The organism is Aeromonas molluscorum, assembly GCF_051376105.1.
Classification (GTDB): domain Bacteria; phylum Pseudomonadota; class Gammaproteobacteria; order Enterobacterales; family Aeromonadaceae; genus Aeromonas; species Aeromonas molluscorum.
Genome location: NZ_JBPQCY010000001.1, coordinates 1,007,879 through 1,030,681 on the forward strand (window position 1 = coordinate 1,007,879; position 22,803 = coordinate 1,030,681).

Annotated in this window: 18 protein-coding genes, 3 tRNA genes, 1 pseudogene and 1 other annotated feature; of the genes and pseudogenes, 8 read left to right on the forward strand and 14 right to left on the reverse strand. The window is 57.2% G+C overall.

From position 1 onward, the window contains the following. Nucleotides 1-98 precede the first annotated feature (98 nt). Both ACSMDR_RS04790 and ACSMDR_RS04795 read right to left on the reverse strand, forming a co-directional pair. Nucleotides 99-791, reverse strand: coding sequence for a B3/B4 domain-containing protein (locus ACSMDR_RS04790; protein ID WP_436467337.1), 693 nt, complete (start codon nucleotides 789-791; stop codon nucleotides 99-101). 370 nt (nucleotides 792-1,161) lie between these two features. Beyond that, nucleotides 1,162-1,251, reverse strand: a tRNA-Ser gene (locus ACSMDR_RS04795). 277 nt (nucleotides 1,252-1,528) lie between these two features. Here ACSMDR_RS04795 and ACSMDR_RS04800 point away from each other — a divergent pair. Next, on the forward strand, nucleotides 1,529-2,440 hold the full coding sequence (locus ACSMDR_RS04800) for a L,D-transpeptidase family protein (protein ID WP_005904052.1): 912 nt from the start codon (nucleotides 1,529-1,531) through the stop codon (nucleotides 2,438-2,440). Between the two features lie 19 nt (nucleotides 2,441-2,459). Then, entirely contained in the window at nucleotides 2,460-3,458 is a 999-nt protein-coding gene (locus ACSMDR_RS04805) for a DUF481 domain-containing protein (RefSeq protein WP_436467340.1), read from the forward strand. A 209-nt stretch (nucleotides 3,459-3,667) separates the two neighbouring features. On the opposite strand, the gene ACSMDR_RS04810 is transcribed toward ACSMDR_RS04805, so the two are convergent. Continuing rightward, entirely contained in the window at nucleotides 3,668-4,036 is a 369-nt protein-coding gene (locus ACSMDR_RS04810) for a hypothetical protein (RefSeq protein WP_436467342.1), read from the reverse strand. Nucleotides 4,037-4,350: 314 nt separating this feature from the next. Between ACSMDR_RS04810 and ACSMDR_RS04815 the strand changes: the two genes are divergently transcribed. The 3 genes from ACSMDR_RS04815 to ACSMDR_RS04825 all read left to right on the forward strand — a co-directional run bounded on the left by ACSMDR_RS04815 (nucleotide 4,351) and on the right by ACSMDR_RS04825 (nucleotide 8,034). After that, on the forward strand, nucleotides 4,351-6,375 hold the full coding sequence (locus ACSMDR_RS04815) for a BCCT family transporter (RefSeq protein ID WP_436467344.1): 2,025 nt from the start codon (nucleotides 4,351-4,353) through the stop codon (nucleotides 6,373-6,375). Between the two features lie 439 nt (nucleotides 6,376-6,814). Next, a complete protein-coding gene (locus ACSMDR_RS04820; RefSeq protein WP_436467346.1) occupies nucleotides 6,815-7,663 on the forward strand; it encodes a ParA family protein in 849 nt (282 codons plus the stop codon). Then, nucleotides 7,663-8,034: a hypothetical protein gene (locus ACSMDR_RS04825; RefSeq protein WP_436467348.1), complete on the forward strand. Its 372-nt coding sequence runs from the start codon at nucleotides 7,663-7,665 to the stop codon at nucleotides 8,032-8,034. The genes ACSMDR_RS04820 and ACSMDR_RS04825 overlap by 1 nt, the downstream gene beginning before the upstream one ends. 159 nt (nucleotides 8,035-8,193) lie before the next feature. Here ACSMDR_RS04825 and ACSMDR_RS04830 read toward each other — a convergent pair. The 7 genes and pseudogenes from ACSMDR_RS04830 to ACSMDR_RS04860 form a co-directional block, all read right to left on the reverse strand. After that, nucleotides 8,194-9,461 (reverse strand): annotated as a pseudogene (locus ACSMDR_RS04830) (IS4 family transposase). Nucleotides 9,462-9,622: 161 nt separating this feature from the next. Beyond that, nucleotides 9,623-10,785 (reverse strand): IS3 family transposase gene (locus tag ACSMDR_RS04835; RefSeq protein ID WP_436467350.1). Its coding sequence is split into 2 segments (ribosomal slippage): nucleotides 9,623-10,530 and nucleotides 10,530-10,785, totalling 1,164 coding nucleotides; the frame shifts between segments, so codons are not numbered across the junction. A gap of 164 nt (nucleotides 10,786-10,949) precedes the next feature. Next, nucleotides 10,950-11,351 carry a YybH family protein gene (locus ACSMDR_RS04840; protein WP_436467352.1) on the reverse strand — a complete coding sequence of 134 codons (402 nt, stop codon included), beginning with the start codon at nucleotides 11,349-11,351 and terminating at the stop codon, nucleotides 10,950-10,952. A 118-nt stretch (nucleotides 11,352-11,469) separates the two neighbouring features. After that, nucleotides 11,470-12,744 (reverse strand): threonine synthase, encoded by a 1,275-nt coding sequence (gene thrC / locus ACSMDR_RS04845; RefSeq protein WP_436467354.1) that lies wholly within the window; start codon nucleotides 12,742-12,744, stop codon nucleotides 11,470-11,472. Then, entirely contained in the window at nucleotides 12,741-13,733 is a 993-nt protein-coding gene (gene thrB, locus ACSMDR_RS04850) for a homoserine kinase (RefSeq protein WP_436467356.1), read from the reverse strand. The genes thrC and thrB overlap by 4 nt, the downstream gene beginning before the upstream one ends. Before the next feature lie 2 nt (nucleotides 13,734-13,735). Beyond that, nucleotides 13,736-16,195, reverse strand: a complete 2,460-nt coding sequence (gene thrA / locus ACSMDR_RS04855) for a bifunctional aspartate kinase/homoserine dehydrogenase I (protein WP_436467358.1) — start codon at nucleotides 16,193-16,195, stop codon at nucleotides 13,736-13,738. Nucleotides 16,196-16,220: 25 nt separating this feature from the next. Continuing rightward, nucleotides 16,221-16,355 (reverse strand) — a sequence feature (Thr leader region). Between the two features lie 67 nt (nucleotides 16,356-16,422). Continuing rightward, nucleotides 16,423-17,115: a tRNA/rRNA methyltransferase gene (locus ACSMDR_RS04860; protein WP_005902924.1), complete on the reverse strand. Its 693-nt coding sequence runs from the start codon at nucleotides 17,113-17,115 to the stop codon at nucleotides 16,423-16,425. 156 nt (nucleotides 17,116-17,271) lie between these two features. Between ACSMDR_RS04860 and aceK the strand changes: the two genes are divergently transcribed. After that, the gene (gene aceK / locus ACSMDR_RS04865) at nucleotides 17,272-19,047 is read left to right on the forward strand and encodes a bifunctional isocitrate dehydrogenase kinase/phosphatase (RefSeq protein ID WP_436467361.1); all 1,776 of its coding nucleotides are present in this window, start codon (nucleotides 17,272-17,274) and stop codon (nucleotides 19,045-19,047) included. A gap of 133 nt (nucleotides 19,048-19,180) precedes the next feature. On the opposite strand, the gene ACSMDR_RS04870 is transcribed toward aceK, so the two are convergent. Continuing rightward, nucleotides 19,181-19,576 (reverse strand): META domain-containing protein, encoded by a 396-nt coding sequence (locus ACSMDR_RS04870; RefSeq protein ID WP_436467363.1) that lies wholly within the window; start codon nucleotides 19,574-19,576, stop codon nucleotides 19,181-19,183. A gap of 156 nt (nucleotides 19,577-19,732) precedes the next feature. On the opposite strand from ACSMDR_RS04870, the gene ACSMDR_RS04875 reads away from it, so the two are divergent. Next, the gene (locus ACSMDR_RS04875) at nucleotides 19,733-20,215 is read left to right on the forward strand and encodes a hypothetical protein (RefSeq protein ID WP_436467365.1); all 483 of its coding nucleotides are present in this window, start codon (nucleotides 19,733-19,735) and stop codon (nucleotides 20,213-20,215) included. 3 nt (nucleotides 20,216-20,218) lie between these two features. On the opposite strand, the gene ACSMDR_RS04880 is transcribed toward ACSMDR_RS04875, so the two are convergent. Further along, complete coding sequence (locus ACSMDR_RS04880; RefSeq protein WP_005902919.1) at nucleotides 20,219-20,698, reverse strand: putative 4-hydroxy-4-methyl-2-oxoglutarate aldolase; 480 nt, start codon at nucleotides 20,696-20,698, stop codon at nucleotides 20,219-20,221. A gap of 874 nt (nucleotides 20,699-21,572) precedes the next feature. Here ACSMDR_RS04880 and arcA point away from each other — a divergent pair. Further along, nucleotides 21,573-22,292, forward strand: coding sequence for a two-component system response regulator ArcA (gene arcA, locus ACSMDR_RS04885; protein ID WP_005902917.1), 720 nt, complete (start codon nucleotides 21,573-21,575; stop codon nucleotides 22,290-22,292). A 178-nt stretch (nucleotides 22,293-22,470) separates the two neighbouring features. Here arcA and ACSMDR_RS04890 read toward each other — a convergent pair. Beyond that, a tRNA-Gly gene (locus ACSMDR_RS04890) sits at nucleotides 22,471-22,545 on the reverse strand. 95 nt (nucleotides 22,546-22,640) lie between these two features. Next, nucleotides 22,641-22,714 (reverse strand) — tRNA-Gly (locus ACSMDR_RS04895). Between the last annotated feature and the right edge of the window lie 89 nt (nucleotides 22,715-22,803).

Sequence of the window (22,803 nt, forward strand, 5' to 3'; positions counted from 1 at the left end):
ATCGACCAGGGTTCGAAACGAAATGTCCTTTACCTTGCAGGAAGGGGCTGGGTGCCAAGCCTCTTCCTGCAGTGAATCCGCCTCGGCGCTGCCACCAGCTATGCCTGGCTCTCCAGCAACTGCTGCTCGATGCGGGCATCCGGCATAATCTCCTGTAGCCCCCGGATCAGCGCACTACCGGCTGCCTCCAGCGCCTCAAGGGGCATGGATGGCAGCCCCTCCAGAATGAACCACATCTGCTGCGCCTCGGCATCGAGGCGCGTTCTGACCCCCTGACGCCAGTTCCAGCGTCGGCACGTCACCCCTTCCTCATCGCGCCAGATCACTTCGCCCTGATCGGGTGATTCATCGGTCAACGCGCCGTCCTTGAGGGTATCGAAGCGCTCGCTGCCATCGGCTATGGTCAGGTGAGGTACACCCGCATAGGCACCATAGTTTTCCCCGCCAACCGGCACCGCATACTGGATGCTGACCGCGTTGTAGAGATCGACGACGGGATCGATGCTCGGCAGGCTGCCATCGCGCAGGACACGCTTGCGCAGGGCATCCGCAGAGCAGGGAGTGCGCTGGGGCTTGGCGCCAAAGCGCTTGAAGATCTCCGCCCACCCGGCCATATGGGCCTCTGCCCACACCGGCAATCCGGCAGTGACGGCAACACATGCCTGGGCCAGCATGGCGCTGGCCACCTCGGGATGACGTATGGGACCCGCCTCCACAGTGATACTGAGGAGGCGAAACCCCGGCGCTATTTCGGCAATTCTGGGATCGATGCAAGGGGCGACAGGGGGCATAAATTCTCCGGTGATGAGGGATTGTCAGGCCTGGGTATCGGCTCGAAAAGCGCGCCATTGGTTCCAGGGGCTGCTGATGATGTTTGGCTGCGCAGATTGCCCGACCAAGATGGTGCCCGCATTCTTGCCCGGCGGGGGCCATGGGCGCCAATGATTAACCTGAATGGTGAATTAATTTTGCTAAAACGCAGGCAGCACCGGCGCCTCCCCATGTTCTCTGGGTAGCGGTCGCTGGGTGATGACAGCGCATGGCTGTGCCAGGAGGCAGGAGGGCGCCATATCATCGCAGCTATGGTGAGGAACTGAATGGAAGCGGGCGAGAGCCAACATGCAAAAAACCCCAGGCAATTGCTTACCTGGGGTCAATATATGGCGGAGAAACAGGGATTCGAACCCTGGGTGGTATTACTACCACAATTGATTTCGAGTCAATCCCGTTCGGCCACTCCGGCATCTCTCCGTGGCGGCTATTCTGACTCACTCCCACGCAGGAAATCAATCTCAATCTCTTTAAATATCAACTAACTGTATATAAATCCGTCAAGCATCATGGCGGGCCACCGCGTGGCTGCCCCCCCTGGTCGCCTCCTTGCTCCGCCTGGCTCCCTCTTATCTGTTCAGGAGGATGAAGATCGGTCAGTCACTGCCGCCGGGCTGGCATTCCCCTGCCGATTGGTTAACAATTTCGCCTCTTTCGCCCTCCCTGAGGGGATCCGTTTCGACGACCTGGACTGCTCATGCTCAACTTGCGTATTCTGCTAACTCTTCTGACCGCCTGCTGGGCGGGCTCGGCGCTGGCCACCAGCTATCCACTGCCTGCGGCCAACAGCCGCCTCATCGGCGCTCCCGAAGACTACATAGTGCAGCAGGGCGAACACCTGGAACTGATCGGTGCTCATACCCAGATCGGCTTCCTCGCGCTGCTTGAGGCCAATCCCGGGGTCGATCCCTATCTGCCCAAACCGGGCACCCGTTTGCTCCTGCCAACGCAGATACTGCTGCCGGATGTGCCACGGGAGGGCATCGTCATCAATTTGCCTGAGCTGCGTCTCTACTACTTCCCCAAAGGCGCGGATGAAGTGGTGGTGCTGCCCATCGGCATAGGCGACATAGGCCGCGAGACCCCGGAGATGACCACGACCGTCATCGCCAAGAACCCCAATCCGACCTGGACGCCTGGGCCCATGGTGCGCAAATCCTGGCTAGAGAACAAGGGCATAGACTTGCCCGCCGTGGTGCCTCCGGGCCCGGACAATCCGCTGGGCAAGTTCGCCATGCGTCTGGGTTATGGCAAGCAGGATTACCTCATTCACGGCACCAACAAGGATTTCGGCGTGGGCTTGAGGGTCAGTGCCGGTTGCATCCGGCTGCGTCCCGCTGACATCGAATCCCTGTTCAAACAGGTCCCGCTGGGCACCCAGGTCAGGGTCATCAATCAGCCGGTCAAGACCGCCATAGAGCCAGATGGCAGCCGCTGGCTGGAAGTGCACTCGCCGCTGTCCCGCACCGAACAAGAGCTTGAGCAAGGGGCCCCTCTGGTGCTGAGCCCGGCGGTCAAAGGCTTTATCGATGCTCCCGAAGTGGATGCGGGTCAAGCCAGCCTGGCGCTGGAGCGCAAGAACGGCATGCCCCTGCTCGTTGGCGGCTAAACGCCTGATAGGACACATAATGAATCCCTTCTTTCCCCTGGGTACCTTGCTCTGCCTCTGCGCCCTGTTGGGCGCGGCGCCACTCTGGGCCGCCGATATCCTCTGGATGCACAACGGCGATCGGCTGAGCGGCAAGATAGAGGAGATGACCGACAAGATGGTGCGCATCAAGCTGCCCTATGGCGAGCCACTGACCATAGCCCGCAGTGCCATCATGCGCTGGCGCCTCGACAAGCCCTACAAACCCAAGCCAACCGCCAAGGGGGGATTCGACTTCAGCCCGCTGGGCATTGCTGAAAACGCCTGGCACATGACGGGCAACGGCGACGTCAACATCAAGCTCAAGAGCAATACCAGTCAGAGCAATGACGTCAACCTCAAGGGCGCATTCGAAGTGGCTAACATGGATTGGCGCTACACCCTGGAGGGTGAATACAACTACGAAACCACCGATGGCAAAACAGACAGCCACGACTACCAGCTCAAACCCATCATGGATATCTTCTTTGACCAAAGCTGGTTCTGGCGAACCTCGGTCGACTATGAGTACGACATGGTAGAGACCAACTATCTCTCCCTCGATCTCGGTTCAGGGCCCGGTTACCGCTTCTGGAACGACAAGAAGCGCCGCCTCGAACTCATCGCCCAGGGGGGTGTGCGTCATGCCTATTGGCGTGATGGCAATGACGCCATCATGGAACTGTTTGGCAAGTTGCATGCTTCCTATCCCTTCGCCAACCTCGGCTGGGACTACCGCCAGCCAGTCTGGGAGGAGCGGATAGAGCTGTTTAGCAAGGGGACCTATATCAAGTATCTGGATCAGGACTCGCCACTGTTCACCCTCAACCAGAGCGTCAATGGCAGCATCGGCATGCGTTACTACTTCAACGACAACGTGCGCCTCTCCTGGTCAAGCGAGCTGGATTGGGATGATGCCTGGATCAATGGCCCGGATGGCCACATCACCCTAGATGGCCGGGAGTGGCGCCAATTTATCAGCCTGGGGGCCAGCTTCTAAGCCAGGCTCACGGCGGACGCCAGCACATGAGAGGGCGCCTTGTGCCAGCCACTGAATGGCTTAAGCACGCATAAAACAGGGGGCCATGCGCCCCCTGAACATCACTTGCCAGTATGAGGCATCACCGGCGCGCCGCCCCCCTTACCCGACACCTTACCGTTCAGCATCAGCCGCGCCCTACCATGGCGGGTAACCAGATCCGATTTGTCCTAGCTTGTCTTGACGCACTTCTGAACAAAGCTGTTCTTGGCCGCCCCGGCCAGCTTCTTGTCGGCCGCCGCTTTCTCGCATTGGCTGGCCTTGTCGGCCGTGGCATCTGTCTTCACGCATTTCTGGATAAAGCTGTTCTTGGCCGCACCGGCCAGCTTCTTGTCAACCGCCGCCTGCTCGCATTGGCTTGCCTTGTCGTTGACCGGGGCATCCTTGACGCACTTGCCCACAAAGCTGGTCTTGGCGGCGCCCGCCAGCTTCTTCACCGCAGCCTGCGCCTCGCACAACTGCTGCGCCGTCATGGTCGCACTCTGAGCACCCCCCATTCCCATCAAAAATACCGTCATCAGGATGGCAATACCTTTCATATGACAAACCCTCATTATTGATTTGATTGTGGTGCTGACGACAAGCGCGCAAGACTCAGCCCTCGCCTGTCAGGTTGCACTATAGTCGCCCAACTCCTGGACAACCAAAGTGTTCGCCTCTGGCCCCATGTTTGCCATGACAAGGTTGCACCGGGTACTGGCGTAGGGCTACCTCCCCTGTCGCCAAGTCGCCACATGGCCGCAAGGGAGCCCTGGGCGGTGTTGCATGATTACGACCAAGGTGTTAACTCTTTTATCTCTTTAGTGGACAATGGCTTTATAGTGTCTTGAGTCCCACTACCCCAAGGTGTCCCATGACCGCCCCCCGCCCACCCCGTTGTACCCTGTCGTTGCCTATTTTCGTCCCCAGCCTGCTGTTTATCGTGGCGCTGCTGGCGGTCTGCTCCCTGGCCCCCGAGTCCGCCGCCCGCTTCTTCGGCAGCGGCCAGAGCTGGATAGCCGAGCACTTCAGCTGGTTCTACGTGCTGGTGGTCGGCATGTTCCTGATCCTGCTGCTGGTGCTGGCATTTAGCAGCTACGGCAGCATCCGGCTCGGACCGGATGACGCGCGCCCCGAGTTCAGCTTCACCTCCTGGCTCGCCATGCTGTTTGCCGCCGGTATGGGGATAGGGCTCATGTACTTCGGGGTGGGCGAGCCCATGACCCACTTCGTCTCCCCGCCCCAGGCGACCTCCCTCACGCCGGGCGCCGCCCGCGAGGCCATGGTCACCACCTTCTTCCACTGGGGTTTCCACGCCTGGGCCATCTACGCTATCGTCGGCCTGGTACTGGCCTACTTCGGCTTTCGTTACAATTTGCCGTTGACCATCCGCTCCGGCCTCTACCCCATCTTCAAGGAGAAGATCTATGGGCCGCTGGGCCATACGGTAGACGTCTTCGCCCTGGTGGGCACCATCTTCGGTATCGCCACCACCCTCGGTTACGGGGTACTGCAACTGTCGGCGGGGATAGCCCGCCTCACCGGGATGGACACCTCGGGGGACCTGTTCCGCTTTGGCCTTATCGGGGTCGTCATCGCCCTGGCCGGTCTGTCTGCGGTTACTGGCCTCGACAAGGGGGTCAAGCGCCTCTCCGAACTGAACCTGTTTCTCGCCATCGTGCTGCTGCTGTTCGTGCTGGTGGCGGGGCCCACCCAGTACCTGCTGGGGGCCCTGTCCGAGAACATAGGCAACTATGTCTCCTCCCTGACCCAGCTCACCTTCCGCACCTTCACCTACAGCGAGCCCAACCAGGCCGGCTGGTTTGGCAACTGGACCCTGCTCTACTGGGCCTGGTGGATATCCTGGTCTCCCTTCGTCGGCCTCTTCATCGCGCGCATCTCCCGCGGGCGCACCCTGCGTGAGTTCATCCTCGGCGTGCTGTTCGTGCCCACCGCCTTCAACCTGTTGTGGATGACGATATTCGGCAACGCAGCCATCTGGGCCAGCCAGCAGGAAGGGGGCCAGGCCCTCATCGACTCGGTAGGCAACGTCGATACCCTGCTGTTCAACTTCTTCGATCTGCTGCCGGGCGCCGACATCACCTCCGCCCTGGCGGTGATCCTCATCAGCGTCTTCTTCGTCACCTCCGCCGACTCGGGGGCTTTCGTCATCGACAACATCGCCACCCAGGGCAAGGAGCGCTCCCCCATCTGGCAACGCCTGTTCTGGGCCCTGCTGCTTGGGGTCACGGCCGGTACCCTGATGGCAACCGGGGGGCTGGCGGCGCTGCAATCCATGACGCTGATCGCCGCCCTGCCGTTTGCCTTCATCATAGTGCTGCTCTGCCTTGGCCTGGTGCGCGGTCTCATCGCGGATAAAGAGCACTCGGCCAGGCGCCTCTCCCCTGCCACCGATTTTTGGAACGGCAAACAGTGGCGCACCCGCATGGATCACCTGCTGCGCCCCTCCAGCGAGAAGGAGGCCCGCAACTTCCTCGGCGAAGTCGCCCTGCCCGCCCTGACCACTCTGTGCAGCGAGTTCAATGCCCGCGGGCTCACCAGCCGGGTCGTGCAGGATGATCCTGAGCAGTGCCACCTGCTGGTTCCTCAGGAAGGACGGCGCGACTTCTGTTACGGGGTGCGCATCGAGGCCAGGCCAGCCCCCGCCTTCAACCCCCTGGAGGCGACCCACAACCACGACCCCGAGGCCCGCATCTTCGAGCCCATCACCTTCTTTGCCGATGGCCGTGCCGGTTATGACATCCAGTATCTGACCCGCGACGAACTGAGCGCCGATGTGCTGCGCCAGTACGAACGCTATCTGATGCTGAGTCAGGACGAGAAGCAGGACTTGCTGAGCGGTGCCCCCGAGCACACCCAGCCCGAAGCCGGGGCATGATGGCCCGCTGACGCTGGCGGGCAAACGGCGTAGCGCCTCCGGCTCTGAACCCTCGCCGAGCAGGCACCCAACCCAAGCAATAAAAATCCCCCATCAAGGGGGATTTTTATTGGCAATCACCTGGTTACTTGAAAGCCGAGATAACAACCCGCCGCCAGCGACTATTGGTCTACCCCTCTATCTGGCTTAGGCACCAATTGGTGAGCGGGCGCATAAAACGCAGATATTCCTGATGGTTGCGTCACTTTCTGACTGGTTTGCGTATGAGGCTTGAGGATATGCTGGTCATTCGGCGCCTACAGCACCATCCGGGCCCCGCCCGCTGGTCGATGGAGCGCATTGGAAGCTGTAATCCAGGGGCGGTAGCGTGGACTTTTATAAGGCTGACGCTAAATCAGTAAAGACCAACAAATAAGACTTTATTAAAAAGGTAATCTTAATGACTAAAATAATAAGCTTTATAAACTTGAAAGGTGGTGTTGGCAAAACCACAACCACGGTTAACATTGCAGCAACTCTTGCTGATGATGGATATAACGTTCTTGTTATTGATTTAGACCCTCAAACAAATGCAACCGTGTCACTTATAGATCAAGAAGAATGGCAGAAATGTCATGATGATGGACAAACACTATACCACCTGTTCAATGATATGCTTAAAGGGAATGATGACTTTGATATAAATGAGGCTATTTTAACAGACGTTGGTAACGTGGAAGGATTAGATTTGCTGCCATCCAGCATACATTTGGTTGAAATTCAGGATGATATTCCTGATATGGACAACAAAGCTTATGTAAGTCACGTTGATGTACTTGGCAACATAATTGAAAGCATAAAAGAAAGATATGATTTTATTCTTATAGATTGTCCACCCAACTTAGGTGCAATTACGCTCAATGGTATTAGCATAAGTGATTATTACATTGTCCCAACCGTCCCCGACATTTTATCTAAAATAGGCATTAGCCTTATTCTTAATAGGATAAGGTCCTTTAAAAGAAGAAAGCATAGCTGTAAGATAGAGCTGGCAGGAATTATATTCACTAAAGTTGACTATAGGACTAACCTTCATAAATCCACTATGAGAGAATTGCGTTCTGGTGACTATGTAGACGATGTCTTTGAATGTGAGTTCCCACAACGTATATCAGTCGCAGAAGCTCCGGTTGATTCCAAGCCTTTCATCACTTCGCCTACTGCACGACGCAAGCCTGACTATCATGAGACCAAAGGAATTATATCATCCCTTACAAAGGAATTTTTACTCAGGACTGGAGAGATTTAATGACCAACTTTACAAAAAATGATATTGAAACATTTGGGCGAGTTCTAGCTGGTATCGGTATCGCAATTGAAAGAAATCCATCAATCCTCATGGATTTATTAAACACGAATACTTCACTCAATAAATTTGAGAAAGAAAAAGAGCATGTCCGAGATCAAATTAAAACCTTGAATATTTTTGATGAATTCAAAGATAAAAAGAAAAGTGAAATAGAAAATGAACTCCTGACATACACCAAAGATGAACTTAAATTTATTGTCAAAAATTTTAGTCTAGGTGCCACTCGACTAAACTCTGTCGAAAAGCTATCTGATTTTATTGCAGATCAAGTATCAAAAAGAACCAAGGATGTATTTATAAAACAAGAGTGAATATTGTTACTTATAACTTTACGATAAAAATAAACTTTTTATAATGAATGGTTTAGTTCGCCTAACATAGTTGTTGTTATAATACCTCCTCCGCCTTGGGGGAGGTAAAAAAACACTCTATCCTAACCTACAACCTAACCAGAACCCATGTACAGGACCTTAAGAAAAAACGTCAATTAAAACACCTTCCAAGGTCCTGTTTTGTATCGATTTTCGTTGCTTTGTCCGGCGAGCGTTTTTTGACAGAAAATCAACGGCCCATTCCAGTCGCTCCCTTATTTCGCTGATGGCTCGGTGCGCTATCGCTTCCAATATCGGCAGCCACCATGTCACACCACTCTTCGCTGCCTTGAGCGTCGATAGACCCTCTTTCATCAGTGTCTGTGCCACTCGTCGTTTCAGCACCAGCGACAGCAGGCTGGCCCACACCAGACCCTCGGCGATCGCTTGCTGTCCCGTCACAAAACCCTTGAGGTTGTTGTGCGATTTCCACTCCTTGAACAGCAACTCGACCTGCCAGCGGCAGCGATACAGACGCATTACGCGCTCTGCTGGCCATGCATCACGTGGCAAGTTGGTCATCCAGATGCAGAATCGCTTCTCCTCGGCGAACCAGCGCCGGAGCAATCGATATTCGTATTGACCCGCTCTCACATTCATATCCAGCACTTCTGCCCGGCAGTGCCGCCGTCCTGCCTCCTTGAGTGACATGCCGGTCAGCTTGGGGACTGTTCGCCCATCATCGCGCCACGCATTGAGGATCTCTGGGTTCAAGTTCTTGCTCCCCCGCACCAGGTAAAAGCCGCCAGCCTTGTTCACCTCGGCAAAATAGGCGTGACTGATGTAACCCGCATCCGCCAGCAGCAGGCTGCCGGTCAGCACTTTGGCATCAGGAAGAAACTGGCGCTCAGACGCGGTGTCGGCAGAGAGCTGCATACAGACCGGTTTTTGCTCCAGCAGTGACATGAGCATGTGGCATTCGATGGCGGCTGGGCTGATGGTCTTGAATGTCCGGGAAAGACAGTGGCCAAGCGTTTATGAACCGCAAAAGAGGTGCCATCCTGAAGCAACACCTGCTTGAAAGCGCCCTGGGCAACCTCAGTCACCTGCTGACCAATGCGCAGGGCGATGGCTCGCTCAACCAGGGCCTTCATAAACTGGGCAAATGCGGGTTTGCGCAACTGGTTATGAAAGGGTTTGTAGGAGACTTGATGGGCGCCAATGAGCTGCAAGCCATTGAAATGCAGATGCAAACTGGCAATGGCCGCGACTGTGTCCCCACCGAAGGCGCGTAGCAGGGAGGTGACCAGCATCCAGGGGGTAATGGTGCGCAGACGCAGGCAAAACTTGCAGAGGCGTGCAATGCGCTCGAGCTCGGCGGGAGCGAGGAGTTGATTGAGATAGTGATTGGCGTGGATAATAGTCATGGCTTCGGGCGTGGCGGTTTTGTTTGGCGATAAAATCAGATCACAAACGAAGCCTTTTTCATATCTATTTCAATTGGTTGCCGCTAAAGATCCTGTATATGAACCAGAACCCTCTTATTCTAGAAGTCCCCGTTGGCGTGCCGCAGTAATTTATGTAGTGGTCAACTAAATCCGGACACATAGTTAAGCCGCTTTTCGGCTTCTGCTGGCGCTATCCCGTCATTGTGTTGATGTGGGCGCCGCCAGTTGTAGTAATCCATCAGGTAGTAACTGATATCCCGCTTTGCTTCCCGCAGGCTCATGTACCCCGTGGTCGGAAGCCATTCCGTCTTGAGGCTCCTGAACAGCCGCTCCATCGGCGCGTTATCCCAGCAGTTGCCACGCCGACTCATGCTCTGGGTCATGCGATAGCGCCACAGCCGTTGTCGAAATACTCGACTGCCGTATTGGCTCCCCTGGTCGGAGTGAAACAGCACACCAGACGGACTACCTCGCTGCTGATACGCCATCTCGAGTGCTTTCACTGCCAAATCAGCATCAGGCCTGTCAGACATTGACCAGCCCACGACCCGCCGGGTATGGAAGTCCAGCACCGCAGCCAAATAATGCCAACGGCCACCGGCCCACACGTAAGTGATATCGCCACACCACACCTGATTGGGCTGCGAGGCAGCAAATTCACGTGCCAACAGATTCGGGATATCCGGTCGTTCAGCCCGGGCGACCTTGTAGGCATGAGCGCCTGGTTGCTTGGACACCAGCCCCACGTCCTTCATCAGGCGACGCACCTTGAATCGGCCAACCTGATGCCCTCGCTCTCGCATCATCGACATCAAGGCCCGGCTGCCAGCTGAACCCCGACTCTCGTTGAACAGGCGCCGCAGCACGCTGTTTTGCTGCACCTGTTCACGGTCAATGGTGCGGGTACGAGCCAGATAGTCGTAGAAACAGGAGGTTGGGATACCGAAAGCGCAACAGACCAAGGTGATAGGGGCTTGCTCCCTTAATCGGTCTATCAGTGCGAACGTTCGAGTTCGTCCGCCATCAAGAGAGCCGTAGCCTTTTTTAAAATGGCCTTTTCACGTTCAAGTCGGTTGATGCGGGCTTCCAGTTCCTGGATTTTCTGCTGCTCCGGGGTCAGCGCTTTGCCGATTGGGGTGGTGCCGGTTCGTTCGGATTGAAGCTGCTGAACCCAGCGGCGAAGTATGGTTTCACCGACATCCAGTGAACGGCTGGCTTCGGGGACAGAGTATCCCTGGTCGAGAACTAGGGATGCGGCTTCCAGTTTGAATTCAGCAGTAAATGAGCGACGTAATCTTGTCATTGAACACCTCAAGTCATGGTGGCGACTGTACCACCTAAAATGGTGTCCGGGATGATTAGACCACTACATTGACGTACTTGGTCAGCAGCTCCACTAGAGGCATATCCAGTCCCCCAGACCTCGTCCACCGACTCTTTGATCTTGATAGAATGGAATATGAGTTTTTATACCCCCATCTCCAGCAACGCAGTCCCATAGGAGTTATCTATGGTGCAGCGCCACTGGCCATCGCTCTCTTTGCGAAACACATAGGTGGCGCGGCGAGTCTCGTCCACCAGGCCGCCTTGCCCGTCCGGGTAGCGCAGTCGGGTCTCCATGATCACCAGGGCGTTGTCGGCCCCCTCTATCACCTCCATGGTCCCCTGGGTCACCTCAAGGCGGCCGTCAAAGTAATCGGAGATGGCGGTGAAGGCGCGGCGGATGGCGGGGATACCGCGCGCCACCATGCCGGGTTTGACCACCAGGGCGGCGTCCTCGGCGTAGAAAGCCATCAGGGCGTCGAAGTCGCGCCGGGAGATAGCGGCATCGCAGGTCTCGATCAATGTGCGAAGGGGATGCTGGCTCATGTCGTGCTCCTTGTTTCAGGGTGAATCATCCAGGGCTGGATTCCCCGCCCTATGCCGAAAATAAAAAATCCCCCGCTCTCGTGATAAAAGCGGGGGATCTTCAGTGTCTCATGGCGACTTAACCGAGCAGAAAGGCCTTGAGGCGGCCAAAGTCTGCGATCAGGTTGTGGGAGAGCAGCGGCAGGGCGGCGTGCTTGGCGAGCGGGCCCGGCAGCGGCACATCCAGCCCCAGGATCTCGTCCACCGACTCCTTGAACTTGGCGGGATGGGCGGTGCAGAGGAAGACCCCTACCTCGTCCTCGGCGAGCTGCTCGTTCAGCAGATCCCAGGCAATGGCGCCGTGAGGCTCGCACAGGTAATCGAGCTGGTGCAGACGCTGCAACGCATCGCGAGTCTGGGCATCGCTGCGCATGCCAGAACCCAAGGTCTCCAGCGCCCAGCCTTCCCGGCGGCACAGCTCCTCTACCCTAGGCCAGTTGTTGGGGCGGCTCACGTCCATGGCGTTGGAGAGGGTCGCGACCGTCTGGTGCGGCTCCCAGCTGCCGGTTTTCAGGTAGCGCGGCACTGTGTCGTTGGCGTTGGTGGCGGCGATAAAGCGCTTCACCGGCAGCCCCAGCGCCTTGGCAATCAGGCCTGCGGTCAGGTTGCCAAAGTTGCCGGACGGCACGCTGATGACCGCCTTGGCACGGTCGGCCTTGGGCAGCTGGGCCAGGGCCTCGAAGTAGTAACAGACCTGGGCCAACAAGCGGCTGATATTGATGGAATTGGCGGAGTTCAGGCCAATCGCTTTTTTCAGCGCCTCGTCGTCGAACGCATCTTTCACCAGCGCCTGGCAGGCGTCGAAGTCGCCGTCGATGGCGATGGTGCGGATGTTGCCGCCGAGGGTGCAGAACAGCGCCTCCTGCAGGGGGCTGATCTTGCCCTTGGGATAGAGAATGACCACCTCAATCCCCTCCAGGCCATAGAAGGCGTGGGCCACGGCGGCGCCGGTGTCACCGGAGGTAGCTGTGAGTATGGTGATCTTGTCGTTGGTCCTGAAAGTCGCCAGGCACTGGGCCATAAAGCGGCCGCCGAAGTCCTTAAACGCCAGGGTCGGGCCATGGAACAACTCCAGGGCATAGGTGCCGTCTTTCAATTTGACCAGGGGCGCCGGGAAGGTGAAAGCCGCGTCGATAAGCTCGCTGACCTTAGGCAAGGGCACTTCGTCCCCCAGCAGGTGGCTGATTATGCGAGCCGAGCGCTCGGCGAGCGGCAAGTCCAGCAGACCATCCACGTCAGCCAGGGGGGCGATGGTTTCGGGGAAGAAGAGCCCCTGCTCGCGGCCCAGACCCTGGCGCACGGCCTGGGCGAAGCTGACCTGTTCACTCTTGTCCTTGATATTGTAAAGATTCATAGCTCGCTTCCTGTTACCCGTGCCCCGGCCATGTCCAGTTTGCAGACCCGGGCAAATCCATCTTCGTTCTGCACGAAATGTGCGTCCATCCAATCCTTCATCCGCTCGGCCTGGGCCAGATCCTTCATCACCACGAAGACGCTGGGGCCTGAGCCGGAGATGCCGGTGGCCAGGGCCCCGTTCTGGGCCGCCTGAGCCCGCACCTCGTTGAAACCTTCGATAAGCGCCGCGCGGTAAGGTTCGGCGATCACGTCTTTGAGCACGCTCGCCGCCAATCCCTCCTGCTGGGTGTAACTGGCATGGACGAAGGCCGCCAGCCGGCGGCCATAGGTGAGGCAATCCTGACGGCGATACTGGGCAGGCAGTATGGCGCGGGCGGCGGCGGTGGATACTACTGTGCCCGGGTAGCAGACTACCCAGTACCACTGCTCGAACACCGGAATACCCTGGCTGATAACGCCCCCTTCCTCCAGCACAAGTTGCAGGCCACCAAGGTAGCAGGGCGCCACGTTGTCATAGTGAACGGAGCCGGAGATGCGCCCTTCCATCTCCCCCATCAACAGCAGCATGGCGTGTTCATCGAGCGGTGCGCCGTGGAAGGCGTTGAGCCCCTCGAGCGCCGCCACAACGCTGCAGGCGCTGGAACCCAGACCCGAGCCGACCGGCAGGTTCTTCTCCAGCACCATCTCCAGCGGCTGCATCTCGCGGCCTATCTTGGCCAACGCTTCGCCATAGGCGAGCCAGCAGTCATAAAGGATGTTCTTTTTCGGATCGTCGGGCAGCTTGTGGGCATAACGGCCCACACTGGAGAGGGCAAAAGGCACCTCTGCCGATTTGACCTGGACGCGATCCCCAAGCAGGGAGCCATCCACGGGGGCGAGCGCCGCCCCCAGGACATCGAATCCCACACTCAGGTTGGCACTGGAGGCTGGCGCATAGGCCACCACACTTTCTTTATTTTCCAAATAGGGGTTCATATCTGAACTCATGCTTATAGCTCCTGCTTCCAGTTCTGGGTGCGCAACACATCGGCGAAGACACCGGCGGCAGTCACTTCGGTACCGGCGCCATAGCCGCGCAGCACCAGCGGGATGGGCTGGTAATAGGTGGAGAAGAAGGCAAGGGCGTTTTCCCCGTCTTTCACCTTGAACAGCGGCTCATCGGCGCCGACCGCCTTGATGGCGACCTTGCACTGGCCCTCTTCGATGGAGCCGACGTAGCGCAGCACTTTACCCTGCTGCTGTGCACTCTCGAACTGATCGCGGAACCAGGCATCGGCATCGGGCAGGCGGGCCATGAAGGACTCCACATCGCCGCTGACATCAAAGCCGGGCGGCAGGGCCTGCTCGACATCGACATCGGACAGCTCCAGTGCCATGCCGGCCTCACGGGCCAGAATGAGCAACTTGCGAGCCACGTCCATGCCATTGAGGTCATCGCGGGGATCCGGCTCGGTGAAGCCGTTGCCGCGCGCTATCTTGGTGGCCTCGCTAAAACTCATGCCCTCATCCAGCTTGCCGAAGATAAAGGAGAGCGACCCGGACAGAACGCCGTCGAAGGCGCGCAGCTTGTCACCGGCCTTGATGAGGTTTTGCAGGTTCTCGATGACCGGCAGACCGGCGCCCACGTTGGTCTCGTACAGGAACTTGCGACGAGTCTGGCGGGCGGTGCGGCGCAGCGCCTTGTAGTAATCGAGCGACCCTGTATTGGCCTTCTTGTTCGGGGTGACCACGTGGAAACCGGCGGCCAGGAAGTCGGCATACTGGACGGCGATGGCCTCGCTTGAGGTGCAATCGACGATCACGGGGTTGATGAGGTGGCTCTCTTCTACCAGTTTTTTCACCGCCTCCAGGCTGAAACTGTCACGGGCTTCCACCAGCTGTTCACGCCAGTTGGCCAGCGCCAGGCCATCCTTGTTGACCGCCATCTGGCGGCTGTTGGCGATGCCCACCACCCGCAGGCCAGTGCCCTGCTCGGCGAGCACAGGTTGCTGGCGGGCAATCTGATCCACCAGGGCCGCGCCGACGCCGCCGATGCCGACCACGAACAAGTCGATGAACTGCTGGCTGCCGAAGAAGTTCTGATGACACGCCTTGATGGCTTCCGCCACCTTGCGATCCCGCACCACCGCCGAGATGGAGCGCTCGCTCGATCCCTGCGCGATGGCGACGATATTGATGGAAGCCTGCGCCAGGGAGGTGAAGAAGCGGGCCGCCATGCCCTTGCTGGTGCGCATGCCGTCACCGATCAGCGAGATGATGGCCAGATCGCGCACTATCTCCAGCGGCTCAAGCAGCTGATTCTTGAACTCCAGCTCGAATTCACGCTCCAGCACCTTGCGGGTCTTGTCCAGATCGTAACTGTGGATACAGAAGCTGACGCTGTACTCGCTTGATGACTGGGTGATGAGCACTATGCTGACCCCGGCGCGGGAGACGGCGGAGAAGATGCGGCCAGCCATGCCGACCATGCCCTTCATGCCGGGGCCGGAGACGTTGACCATGCACATGCCGGACAAGTCGGAGATGGCCTTCACTTTCAGGTCATCATCCCCCTGCTCGGCACCGATCAGGGTGCCGGGCCCTTGGGGGTTGAAGCTGTTCTTGATGAGGCAGGGAATATGGAACTGGGCCACAGGGGCGATGGTTTTCGGGTGCAGCACCTTGGCGCCGAAATAGGAGAGCTCCATCGCCTCTTTATAGGAGAGGGTTTTCAGCAGATAGGCGTCCGGCACCAGACGGGGGTCGCAGTTGTAACAGCCTTCCACGTCTGTCCAGATCTCGCAGCACTCGGCGTCCACGCAGGCGGCCAGCACGGCTGCCGAGTAATCGGAGCCGTTGCGGCCCAGCAGCACGGTTTCACCCTTGTCGCTGCCACCGGTGAAACCCGGCATCAGGTAGAGGCAATCCGAACGAAGCCCCTTGGCGGCAAAACGCACCCGCGAGGCTTCGATATCGACGTGAGCCTCCAGATGACCACCATCGGTCACCAGCAGCTGCTCAGGCACGATCACGTCCAACTCGAGTCCGCGTACCCGCAGCAGCTCATGCATGAAGGCGATGGAGAGATTCTCCCCCCGGCTCAGGATGTGGGCCTGGACATTGTCCGGGCACTGACCCAGCAGGCGGATGCCCTGCATCAACCGCTCGACCTGATCCAGCTCTTTGGTGAGCCGGGTTTGCAATGCTTTCTCATCCAGGGCCGGATAGGCGGCCTTGAGGCCAGCCAACAGACGGGAGAAGATGCCGTTGATCTCAAACAGGGTGGGGCTGGCATCCATGCCACGGCTTGTCTGTTCTACCAACGCCACCAGGTGATTGGTCACCTTGGCCGGCGCTGACAACACCAGAGCAACCTGGGACTGACCATGGGTATTAACCGCGATATCGGCTACCCGTAAAAAACGCTCTGCATCGGCCAGTGATGACCCGCCAAACTTCAACACTCTCATCGCTTTCTCTCCCTGTAAACTGCGCAACAAAAAGGCCCGTACTGGGTGGGTACGGGCCTTTTTCTGATTTCTGTGCTTGTTCGTCAGCGCATCAACCGGCCCCAGTGCCACCTGTGGTGGTACCGGTAATAATGGTGGTGGTGATGACGTTGATGATTAACTGCATGACGAACACTCTGCTACGAGACTGGCCTCTAGCAATACCCTGCACGGCGGACGCTGTCAACTCAAAGCAGCTTGCCAAGCCGCCTCATCAGGTCTTTACAGAGCAGATGCAGCATATTCAGATCCCGTTGTGGCAGCATAGGCACTCGGTCCATCACCCATTGATGCAGTTTTTCATCCTGCGAAACACCTACTTCCACAAGAATTTCTGCTGTTTTTTGTTTTAGCACTCGAACCTGCCCGCTGTTGTCCGAATTTTCGTCTACGGGGGCCGCTTCATCGAGTAAAGGACTCAGCTCATAGGCATACAGCATGATCGCCTGACCCAGGTTCAACGAGGGGTAGCTCACCTTGAGGGGCAGATAGCTGAGCAAGTCGGCATGGGCCAGTTGTTCGTTGGATAGACCCGACTCCTCGCAGCCAAACAGGATGGCGACCTTGTTCAGTGATGGCTTGGCGCGGATCTGACTGCGGATCTCCCCGGGCGTGAGATAGTACTGATAGCGACCACGCTGACGGGCCGTTGTCGCTATCACCAGATCCATATCGGCCAGGGCTTCGGGCAAGGTATCGAACGCCTCGGCATTGGCCAGAATCTCCTGAGCCCCATGGGCTACCCAGCTTGCCTCATCCTCTTGATGAACCTGACTCGCCACGACCCGCATGGCGTCAAACCCCATGGTCTTCATGGCGCGAGCGGCGGCCCCGACATTCTGTGGGCGGGCAGGCGCCATCAGGACAAAATAGAGCTTCATGGATAATTCCTCGCGGGCAGGGCTGCAAAGGGGCGAAATCTACCGTTAATCCCCGCAAAATGCCACTTGAACAGATGTTTGAATGTTGCCATAGTGGCCAGAAATGTCGGCGAAATAATGGCCAGCAGAAGCACGATAACCACAAGGAAGGTGGCGATGGACAAGGCACTGGGACAGGCAGTTGCAGAGACTATTTTGCAGCGATTCGAGTCATTTTACAGCCGTTTTCTCGAGATCACCCAAGGCAGCAAGAGTCGCTTCGAGCATGGCGACTGGCTCGGTGTGCAGCTGGCCGGACGTGAGCGGATCCGCCTATACGACCATCATGTGGGTGCGACCACGGCGCTCATCCGTACCATGATGGGGGAGCAGGTTGCGACCCAGGACTTGCTCAAGCGCGTCAAGAGCGCCTTTAGCGATCTGCTGCCGGGTTGTGCCAACTTCGAGGTGGCCGAGTCTTTCTTCAACTCTGTCTACCGGCGCATCTTCCGTCATCGCAACATCCGCGACGAGAACCTCTATATACACCCCTTCCGCAGCCGGGGTGAGCATCCGGACTTGTCGGCCCAACTGCGCATTTATCCCAGCAGCCAGGCAGACTTGCCCCAGACCTTGCGTCAACTGTTTGCCGACTACCCCTTTACCTTGCCCTATGAGGATAAGGAGCGCGACATTGCGCATATTTGCCGCCACCTGACCGAGAGCGGTCCGGCGGCACTGCGTGCATCCCCCTTCACCCTGGAACTGCTGCGCGAGGTCTTCTACCGCAACAAGGGCGCCTACCTGGTGGGACTTGCCCGCAGCCAGGAGCGGGTCTATCCCTTCATCCTGCCGCTGCTGAGCACGGGGCAGAGCATCTATGTTGATACCCTCATCTTCGAGCCCGAGCTCGCCTCCATCGTGTTTGGCTTCGCCCGTGCCTATTTCATGGTCTATGCCCCCGAGCCTGCGCTCATCGTTGCCTTCTTGCGGCAAATTCTGCCCCACAAGCCCGACTACGAGCTCTACAACGCCATCGGCTGCCAGAAGCACGGCAAGACGGAGTTCTACCGTCACTATCGCCACCACATGGCCATGAGCCGGGATCAGCTCGTTATCGCCCCCGGCATCAAGGGCATGGTGATGAGCGTGTTCACCCTCCCCTCCTATGACGTGGTGTTCAAAGTGATAAAGGATGAGTTCACCCCCCCAAAAGACGTGAGCCACGAGCAGGTCAAGGCAAAATACCGGCTGGTCAAGCAGCACGACAGGGTGGGCCGCATGGCCGATACCCAGGAGTTCACCAACTTCGAATTTCCCCTGGAGAGGATCTCCCCCGAGCTGCTGGACGAGCTGCAACGGGTCGCCCCCTCGGCGCTGACCCTGACCTCGGACAAGCTGGTGATAAAACACCTCTATACCGAGCGCAAGATGATCCCGCTCAACCTCTATCTGGATAACGCGGACGAGCAACAGACCCGGCTGGCGCTAGAAGAGTACGGCAACGCCATCAAGCAGCTGGCGGCGGCCAACATCTTCCCCGGTGACATGTTGTTCAAGAATTTCGGGGTGACTCGCCATGGCCGGGTGGTGTTCTACGACTATGACGAGATCTGCTATATGACGGAGTGTAACTTTCGCCAGATCCCGCCACCACGCTACCCGGAAGATGAGTTGAGCGCCGAGCCCTGGTATTCGGTGGCCCCCAACGATATCTTCCCCGAAGAGTTCGCCACCTTCTTGCTGCAAAAGCGCCAGGTGCGGGAGATCATGATGCAAGTGCACAGTGAACTGTTCGATGCCAGCTACTGGCAAGGGTTGCAGGCCAATATCCAGGGAGGCAGCTTCGAGGATGTCTACCCCTATAGACGCAAGAAGCGCTTTCGCTATCAGCAGGGAGAACGTGGCCATGACGCCAAGCGGCTCTCCCCTGATGGGACTAGTGCGCCATAAGCGCTGAATGCATTCGACTGGAAAACGAGAGGGGCGCCGCGGCGCCCCTCTCCATTGAGTCAGTTCCCTGTCCGGTAGGTTGGCAAGACCGGCCATGGATCAGACGCGACAACCTCTGACCAGCCATGGGCGTTTACTCGGCCAACTTGGCGTCGAACGTAAGCAAGGTTGCCTGACTGGCATCTTTCAAGACCAGCTGACTACCACCCACCTGATAGCTGGCGACCTGGGTCAGCTTCTGGAGGTAATCACCCTCCTTGGCCATGAGATCCCCCATGCACGCCATGCGGGTTGAACCGAGGCCAGCCAGCGTCAGCGTCTTGTCATCCAGCTTGGTAATGCCACCAAAGTAGCGGTTGCAGCCCCCTTTGCCTGCCACCTTGCCCTCGGAGACTTGCAAGGTAAAGGCATCCGCGCTCGCCCCTTGCAACTGCCAGGTATTGGCCTCCAGTTGAGTCATGTTGGAGCCGGATGTCATGGCACAGCCTCCCAAGGCCAGGGTGGCCAACAGCATCAGATTCTTGTTCATGGGATCCCCTCTCGGTCATATGCAGTAAAATGAACGGCCCTGTTTACCACGATGAGTCAGCGAAGCAAAGCCTTGGAAATTTAAATGAGTCCCTTTACAGCATGCAAGCATGTGCCATGCTTGTGATCCTATTCGGGACCCATGGAGGGGAAATGAATGGCTAACTCACTCATCTGTCTGCTGTTATCTGCCTGTAGCCTCAACTGTATCGCCGCCGACTGGGACTTCCTCGAACAGGATCCCGGCGAAGGAGAGCTCTATCTGAGAAGCTATTCAGGCGTCTTGCAGGACAGCCGGGGAGATGGCCGAACCGACCCTTTCGACACCTGGCTCATCAATACCGGCTATCAGTACAACATCATGGATGATGTTGCCCTCTTCATGGAAGGGGGCCCCGCGGGCTCTGGCCAATCCGCACAGGCGGGCTTCAACCTGGCCTCAGGGCTACGCTACCAACTCACCCCGTCCCTCAACATTGGCAGCCAGTTAAGCCAACTGGAGATTGGCTATGCGACGACCCACGTCGAGCTCAATAGTCGACTGTTACTGGCTCCTCAACTGGCACTGACTGCTAACTTTGGCATCAGCCCGCTCACGGCAGAGCAGTCATTGAGCATCGGCATGGGTTTCCACTTCTGATGCTCAGATGAGCCGACTGGCACTGATTGCTATGCCATTGAGATCTGCATAGACGAAATCCCCCGGCGCTATGGTCACTCCGGCAAAGTTCAGCACGGCGCCCTCCTCCCCAGCCCCCAACTTTTGCGTCTTGACAGGACAGGCCGCCAGCGCCTTGACGCCAAGTGCCAGCGTATTGAGCGTACCCACATCGCGCACAGCCCCATTGATGATGAAACCGGCCCACCCTGACTCGACCGCCTGGATGGCAAGCTGATCCCCCAACAATGCTCGACGCACAGACCCACCACCATCGACCACCATGACCCGGCCATGGCCTGGACGCGCCACCAGATCCCGCACCAGGCTGTTGTCTTCAAAGCAGGAGAGGGTCACCGCCTCACCATAGAAGATGGCGTTGGCGCCAAAGTGTCGAAACAGGGGGTCGGCAACTTGCAGGCTGTCACCGTGCAGGTCGCAAAGATCCGGCAAAAGATCCAGCATGATTCACTCCTCTCCTTGGATATGATGCCGCTCATTCTTTCATCAACACAAGGCGCTGACAATCCATAATGAGTCCATCCTTCCCGCCGCCCTCAAGAGGTGCTTCAAGCACCCGCAACACTGCGTGACGCATGGCTCCATAGCTGCATCTTGGGTCACCTGGTCAATCCTCTGAGATGACCTTGCTCGACCCGATGCAGAGAATGCTGACAGTGGAGGAAAGGTTGATGGCTAAAAAATGGGAACGCTGTGTCTGGATTGATGTCTGGGGCAGAACGACCTCATCGACTGCTTATGTAATGCGAGCCAGGGACAACGCGAAAATGTGCATCCTCATCTTCGAGGCACAGCCTGGGTTATGCCGATTTCATGCAGCGCAGTTGGTGGGATGACTGACGTTTGACCTGGCATAACTGGATGACGCGGGGAGGATCTAGGGGGCAAGCACACGAAAATTTTGTAGTTTTCCCACAAAACCATGTCAATCACATGTTACATTTAATTACATTAATAAGTGGCTAAAAAGGGGCCTGGCCCCACTATTATGCTGCCAGTTCAGGGTTTGACCTATATCAATACAGAGTTAAAAAGTTGCTATCTGACAGCAAAGACTGTTGTTATGCGCCTGTTAACTGATAAAATGCGGCAACTTTCGTAATGGACTACCTTTCCGGCTCCTCTCCCCCGTCAGGGTCGAGAGCCTTCATATGGCGCAGGGATGTTGGCCAGCATTGATACCAAATTCGCGATGACTCGATCCTGAGTTCATACCCTGGATGATGTAATAAATTTTCAGGATACGTCCTTGATGGGTCGGGTAACGCCAAAAGTGTTAAAATTTAGCTAATTAACTGATAAGAATCTGGGAAAACTCATGCAAACACCACACATTCTGATCGTCGAAGACGAGCTGGTTACCCGCAATACCCTCAAGAGCATCTTCGAAGCCGAAGGCTATATAGTGCTGGAAGCAAACAATGGTGACGAGATGCACCAGGCTCTGACCAACCACACCATCAATCTGGTGATCATGGACATCAACCTGCCGGGCAAGAATGGCCTGCTGCTGGCGCGCGAACTGCGTGAAGATGACAACATCGCCCTGATGTTCCTGACCGGTCGGGATAATGAAGTAGACAAGATCCTGGGCCTGGAGATAGGCGCCGACGATTACATCACCAAACCGTTCAATCCCCGTGAGCTGACCATACGCGCTCGCAACCTGCTGAGCCGCACCATGAATGTGCTGCCCGGTGGCGAGGATAAGAAGCAGGTCGAACGTTACCTGTTCAACGGCTGGGCACTGGACATCAACAGCCGTGCTCTGGTCAGCCCGACCGGCGACATGTTCAAGCTGCCGCGCTCAGAGTTTCGTGCCATGCTGCATTTCTGTGAGAACCCGGGCCAGATCCAGACCCGTGCCGAGCTGCTCAAGAAGATGACAGGCCGTGAGCTCAAACCCCATGACCGCACCGTGGACGTGACCATTCGTCGCATTCGCAAGCATTTCGAGAGCGTGGGTGACACCCCCGAGATCATCGCCACTATCCATGGCGAAGGCTATCGCTTCTGCGGCGAGCTCGAGCAAGAATAAACGAGTCCTACCCCACCATATCAAAGGCGCCCTCAAGGCGCCTTTTTGCTGGCCGCGCCAAGCACTGGCAGCACTTTGCCTGATGGGCGCGTAGCGATAAGGGAGGCGGCGTGGGCGAGCCAATAAAACAACATAAGCAAAAAGCCCACTCGCGAGAGTGGGCTTTTTGCTGTGAAGCTGGAGCGGGCAGCGGGAATCGAACCCGCATCATCAGCTTGGAAGGCTGAGGTAATAGCCATTATACGATGCCCGCTTGGCATCAGAAATTGCAGTGGGCAACAGAATCCAGCCCACCTATTCAAGCAATTTGTCACCCTGGGGTTAATCAAGCTGCTTGATATCAGAATATGGAGCGGGTGATGGGAATCGAACCCACGTATGCAGCTTGGGAAGCTACCGTTCTACCATTGAACTACACCCGCGTCAGGGGCTCTACTATATGCATTTTGCCGCCAAGCGCAATGGCACCCTTTCGATTTTTTACAGCAAATCAAACTGTTCGACCAAGTAA

Bases quoted from the DNA above. Each gene is read 5' to 3' on its own strand.
- ACSMDR_RS04790 (WP_436467337.1), bottom strand. From the start codon at position 791: ATGCCCCCTGTCGCCCCTTGCATCGATCCCAGAATTGCCGAAATAGCG.
- ACSMDR_RS04800 (WP_005904052.1), top strand. From the start codon at position 1,529: ATGCTCAACTTGCGTATTCTGCTAACTCTTCTGACCGCCTGCTGGGCG.
- ACSMDR_RS04805 (WP_436467340.1), top strand. From the start codon at position 2,460: ATGAATCCCTTCTTTCCCCTGGGTACCTTGCTCTGCCTCTGCGCCCTG.
- ACSMDR_RS04810 (WP_436467342.1), bottom strand. From the start codon at position 4,036: ATGAAAGGTATTGCCATCCTGATGACGGTATTTTTGATGGGAATGGGG.
- ACSMDR_RS04815 (WP_436467344.1), top strand. From the start codon at position 4,351: ATGACCGCCCCCCGCCCACCCCGTTGTACCCTGTCGTTGCCTATTTTC.
- ACSMDR_RS04820 (WP_436467346.1), top strand. From the start codon at position 6,815: ATGACTAAAATAATAAGCTTTATAAACTTGAAAGGTGGTGTTGGCAAA.
- ACSMDR_RS04825 (WP_436467348.1), top strand. From the start codon at position 7,663: ATGACCAACTTTACAAAAAATGATATTGAAACATTTGGGCGAGTTCTA.
- ACSMDR_RS04840 (WP_436467352.1), bottom strand. From the start codon at position 11,351: ATGAGCCAGCATCCCCTTCGCACATTGATCGAGACCTGCGATGCCGCT.
- thrC (WP_436467354.1), bottom strand. From the start codon at position 12,744: ATGAATCTTTACAATATCAAGGACAAGAGTGAACAGGTCAGCTTCGCC.
- thrB (WP_436467356.1), bottom strand. From the start codon at position 13,733: ATGAGTTCAGATATGAACCCCTATTTGGAAAATAAAGAAAGTGTGGTG.
- thrA (WP_436467358.1), bottom strand. From the start codon at position 16,195: ATGAGAGTGTTGAAGTTTGGCGGGTCATCACTGGCCGATGCAGAGCGT.
- ACSMDR_RS04860 (WP_005902924.1), bottom strand. From the start codon at position 17,115: ATGAAGCTCTATTTTGTCCTGATGGCGCCTGCCCGCCCACAGAATGTC.
- aceK (WP_436467361.1), top strand. From the start codon at position 17,272: ATGGACAAGGCACTGGGACAGGCAGTTGCAGAGACTATTTTGCAGCGA.
- ACSMDR_RS04870 (WP_436467363.1), bottom strand. From the start codon at position 19,576: ATGAACAAGAATCTGATGCTGTTGGCCACCCTGGCCTTGGGAGGCTGT.
- ACSMDR_RS04875 (WP_436467365.1), top strand. From the start codon at position 19,733: ATGGCTAACTCACTCATCTGTCTGCTGTTATCTGCCTGTAGCCTCAAC.
- ACSMDR_RS04880 (WP_005902919.1), bottom strand. From the start codon at position 20,698: ATGCTGGATCTTTTGCCGGATCTTTGCGACCTGCACGGTGACAGCCTG.
- arcA (WP_005902917.1), top strand. From the start codon at position 21,573: ATGCAAACACCACACATTCTGATCGTCGAAGACGAGCTGGTTACCCGC.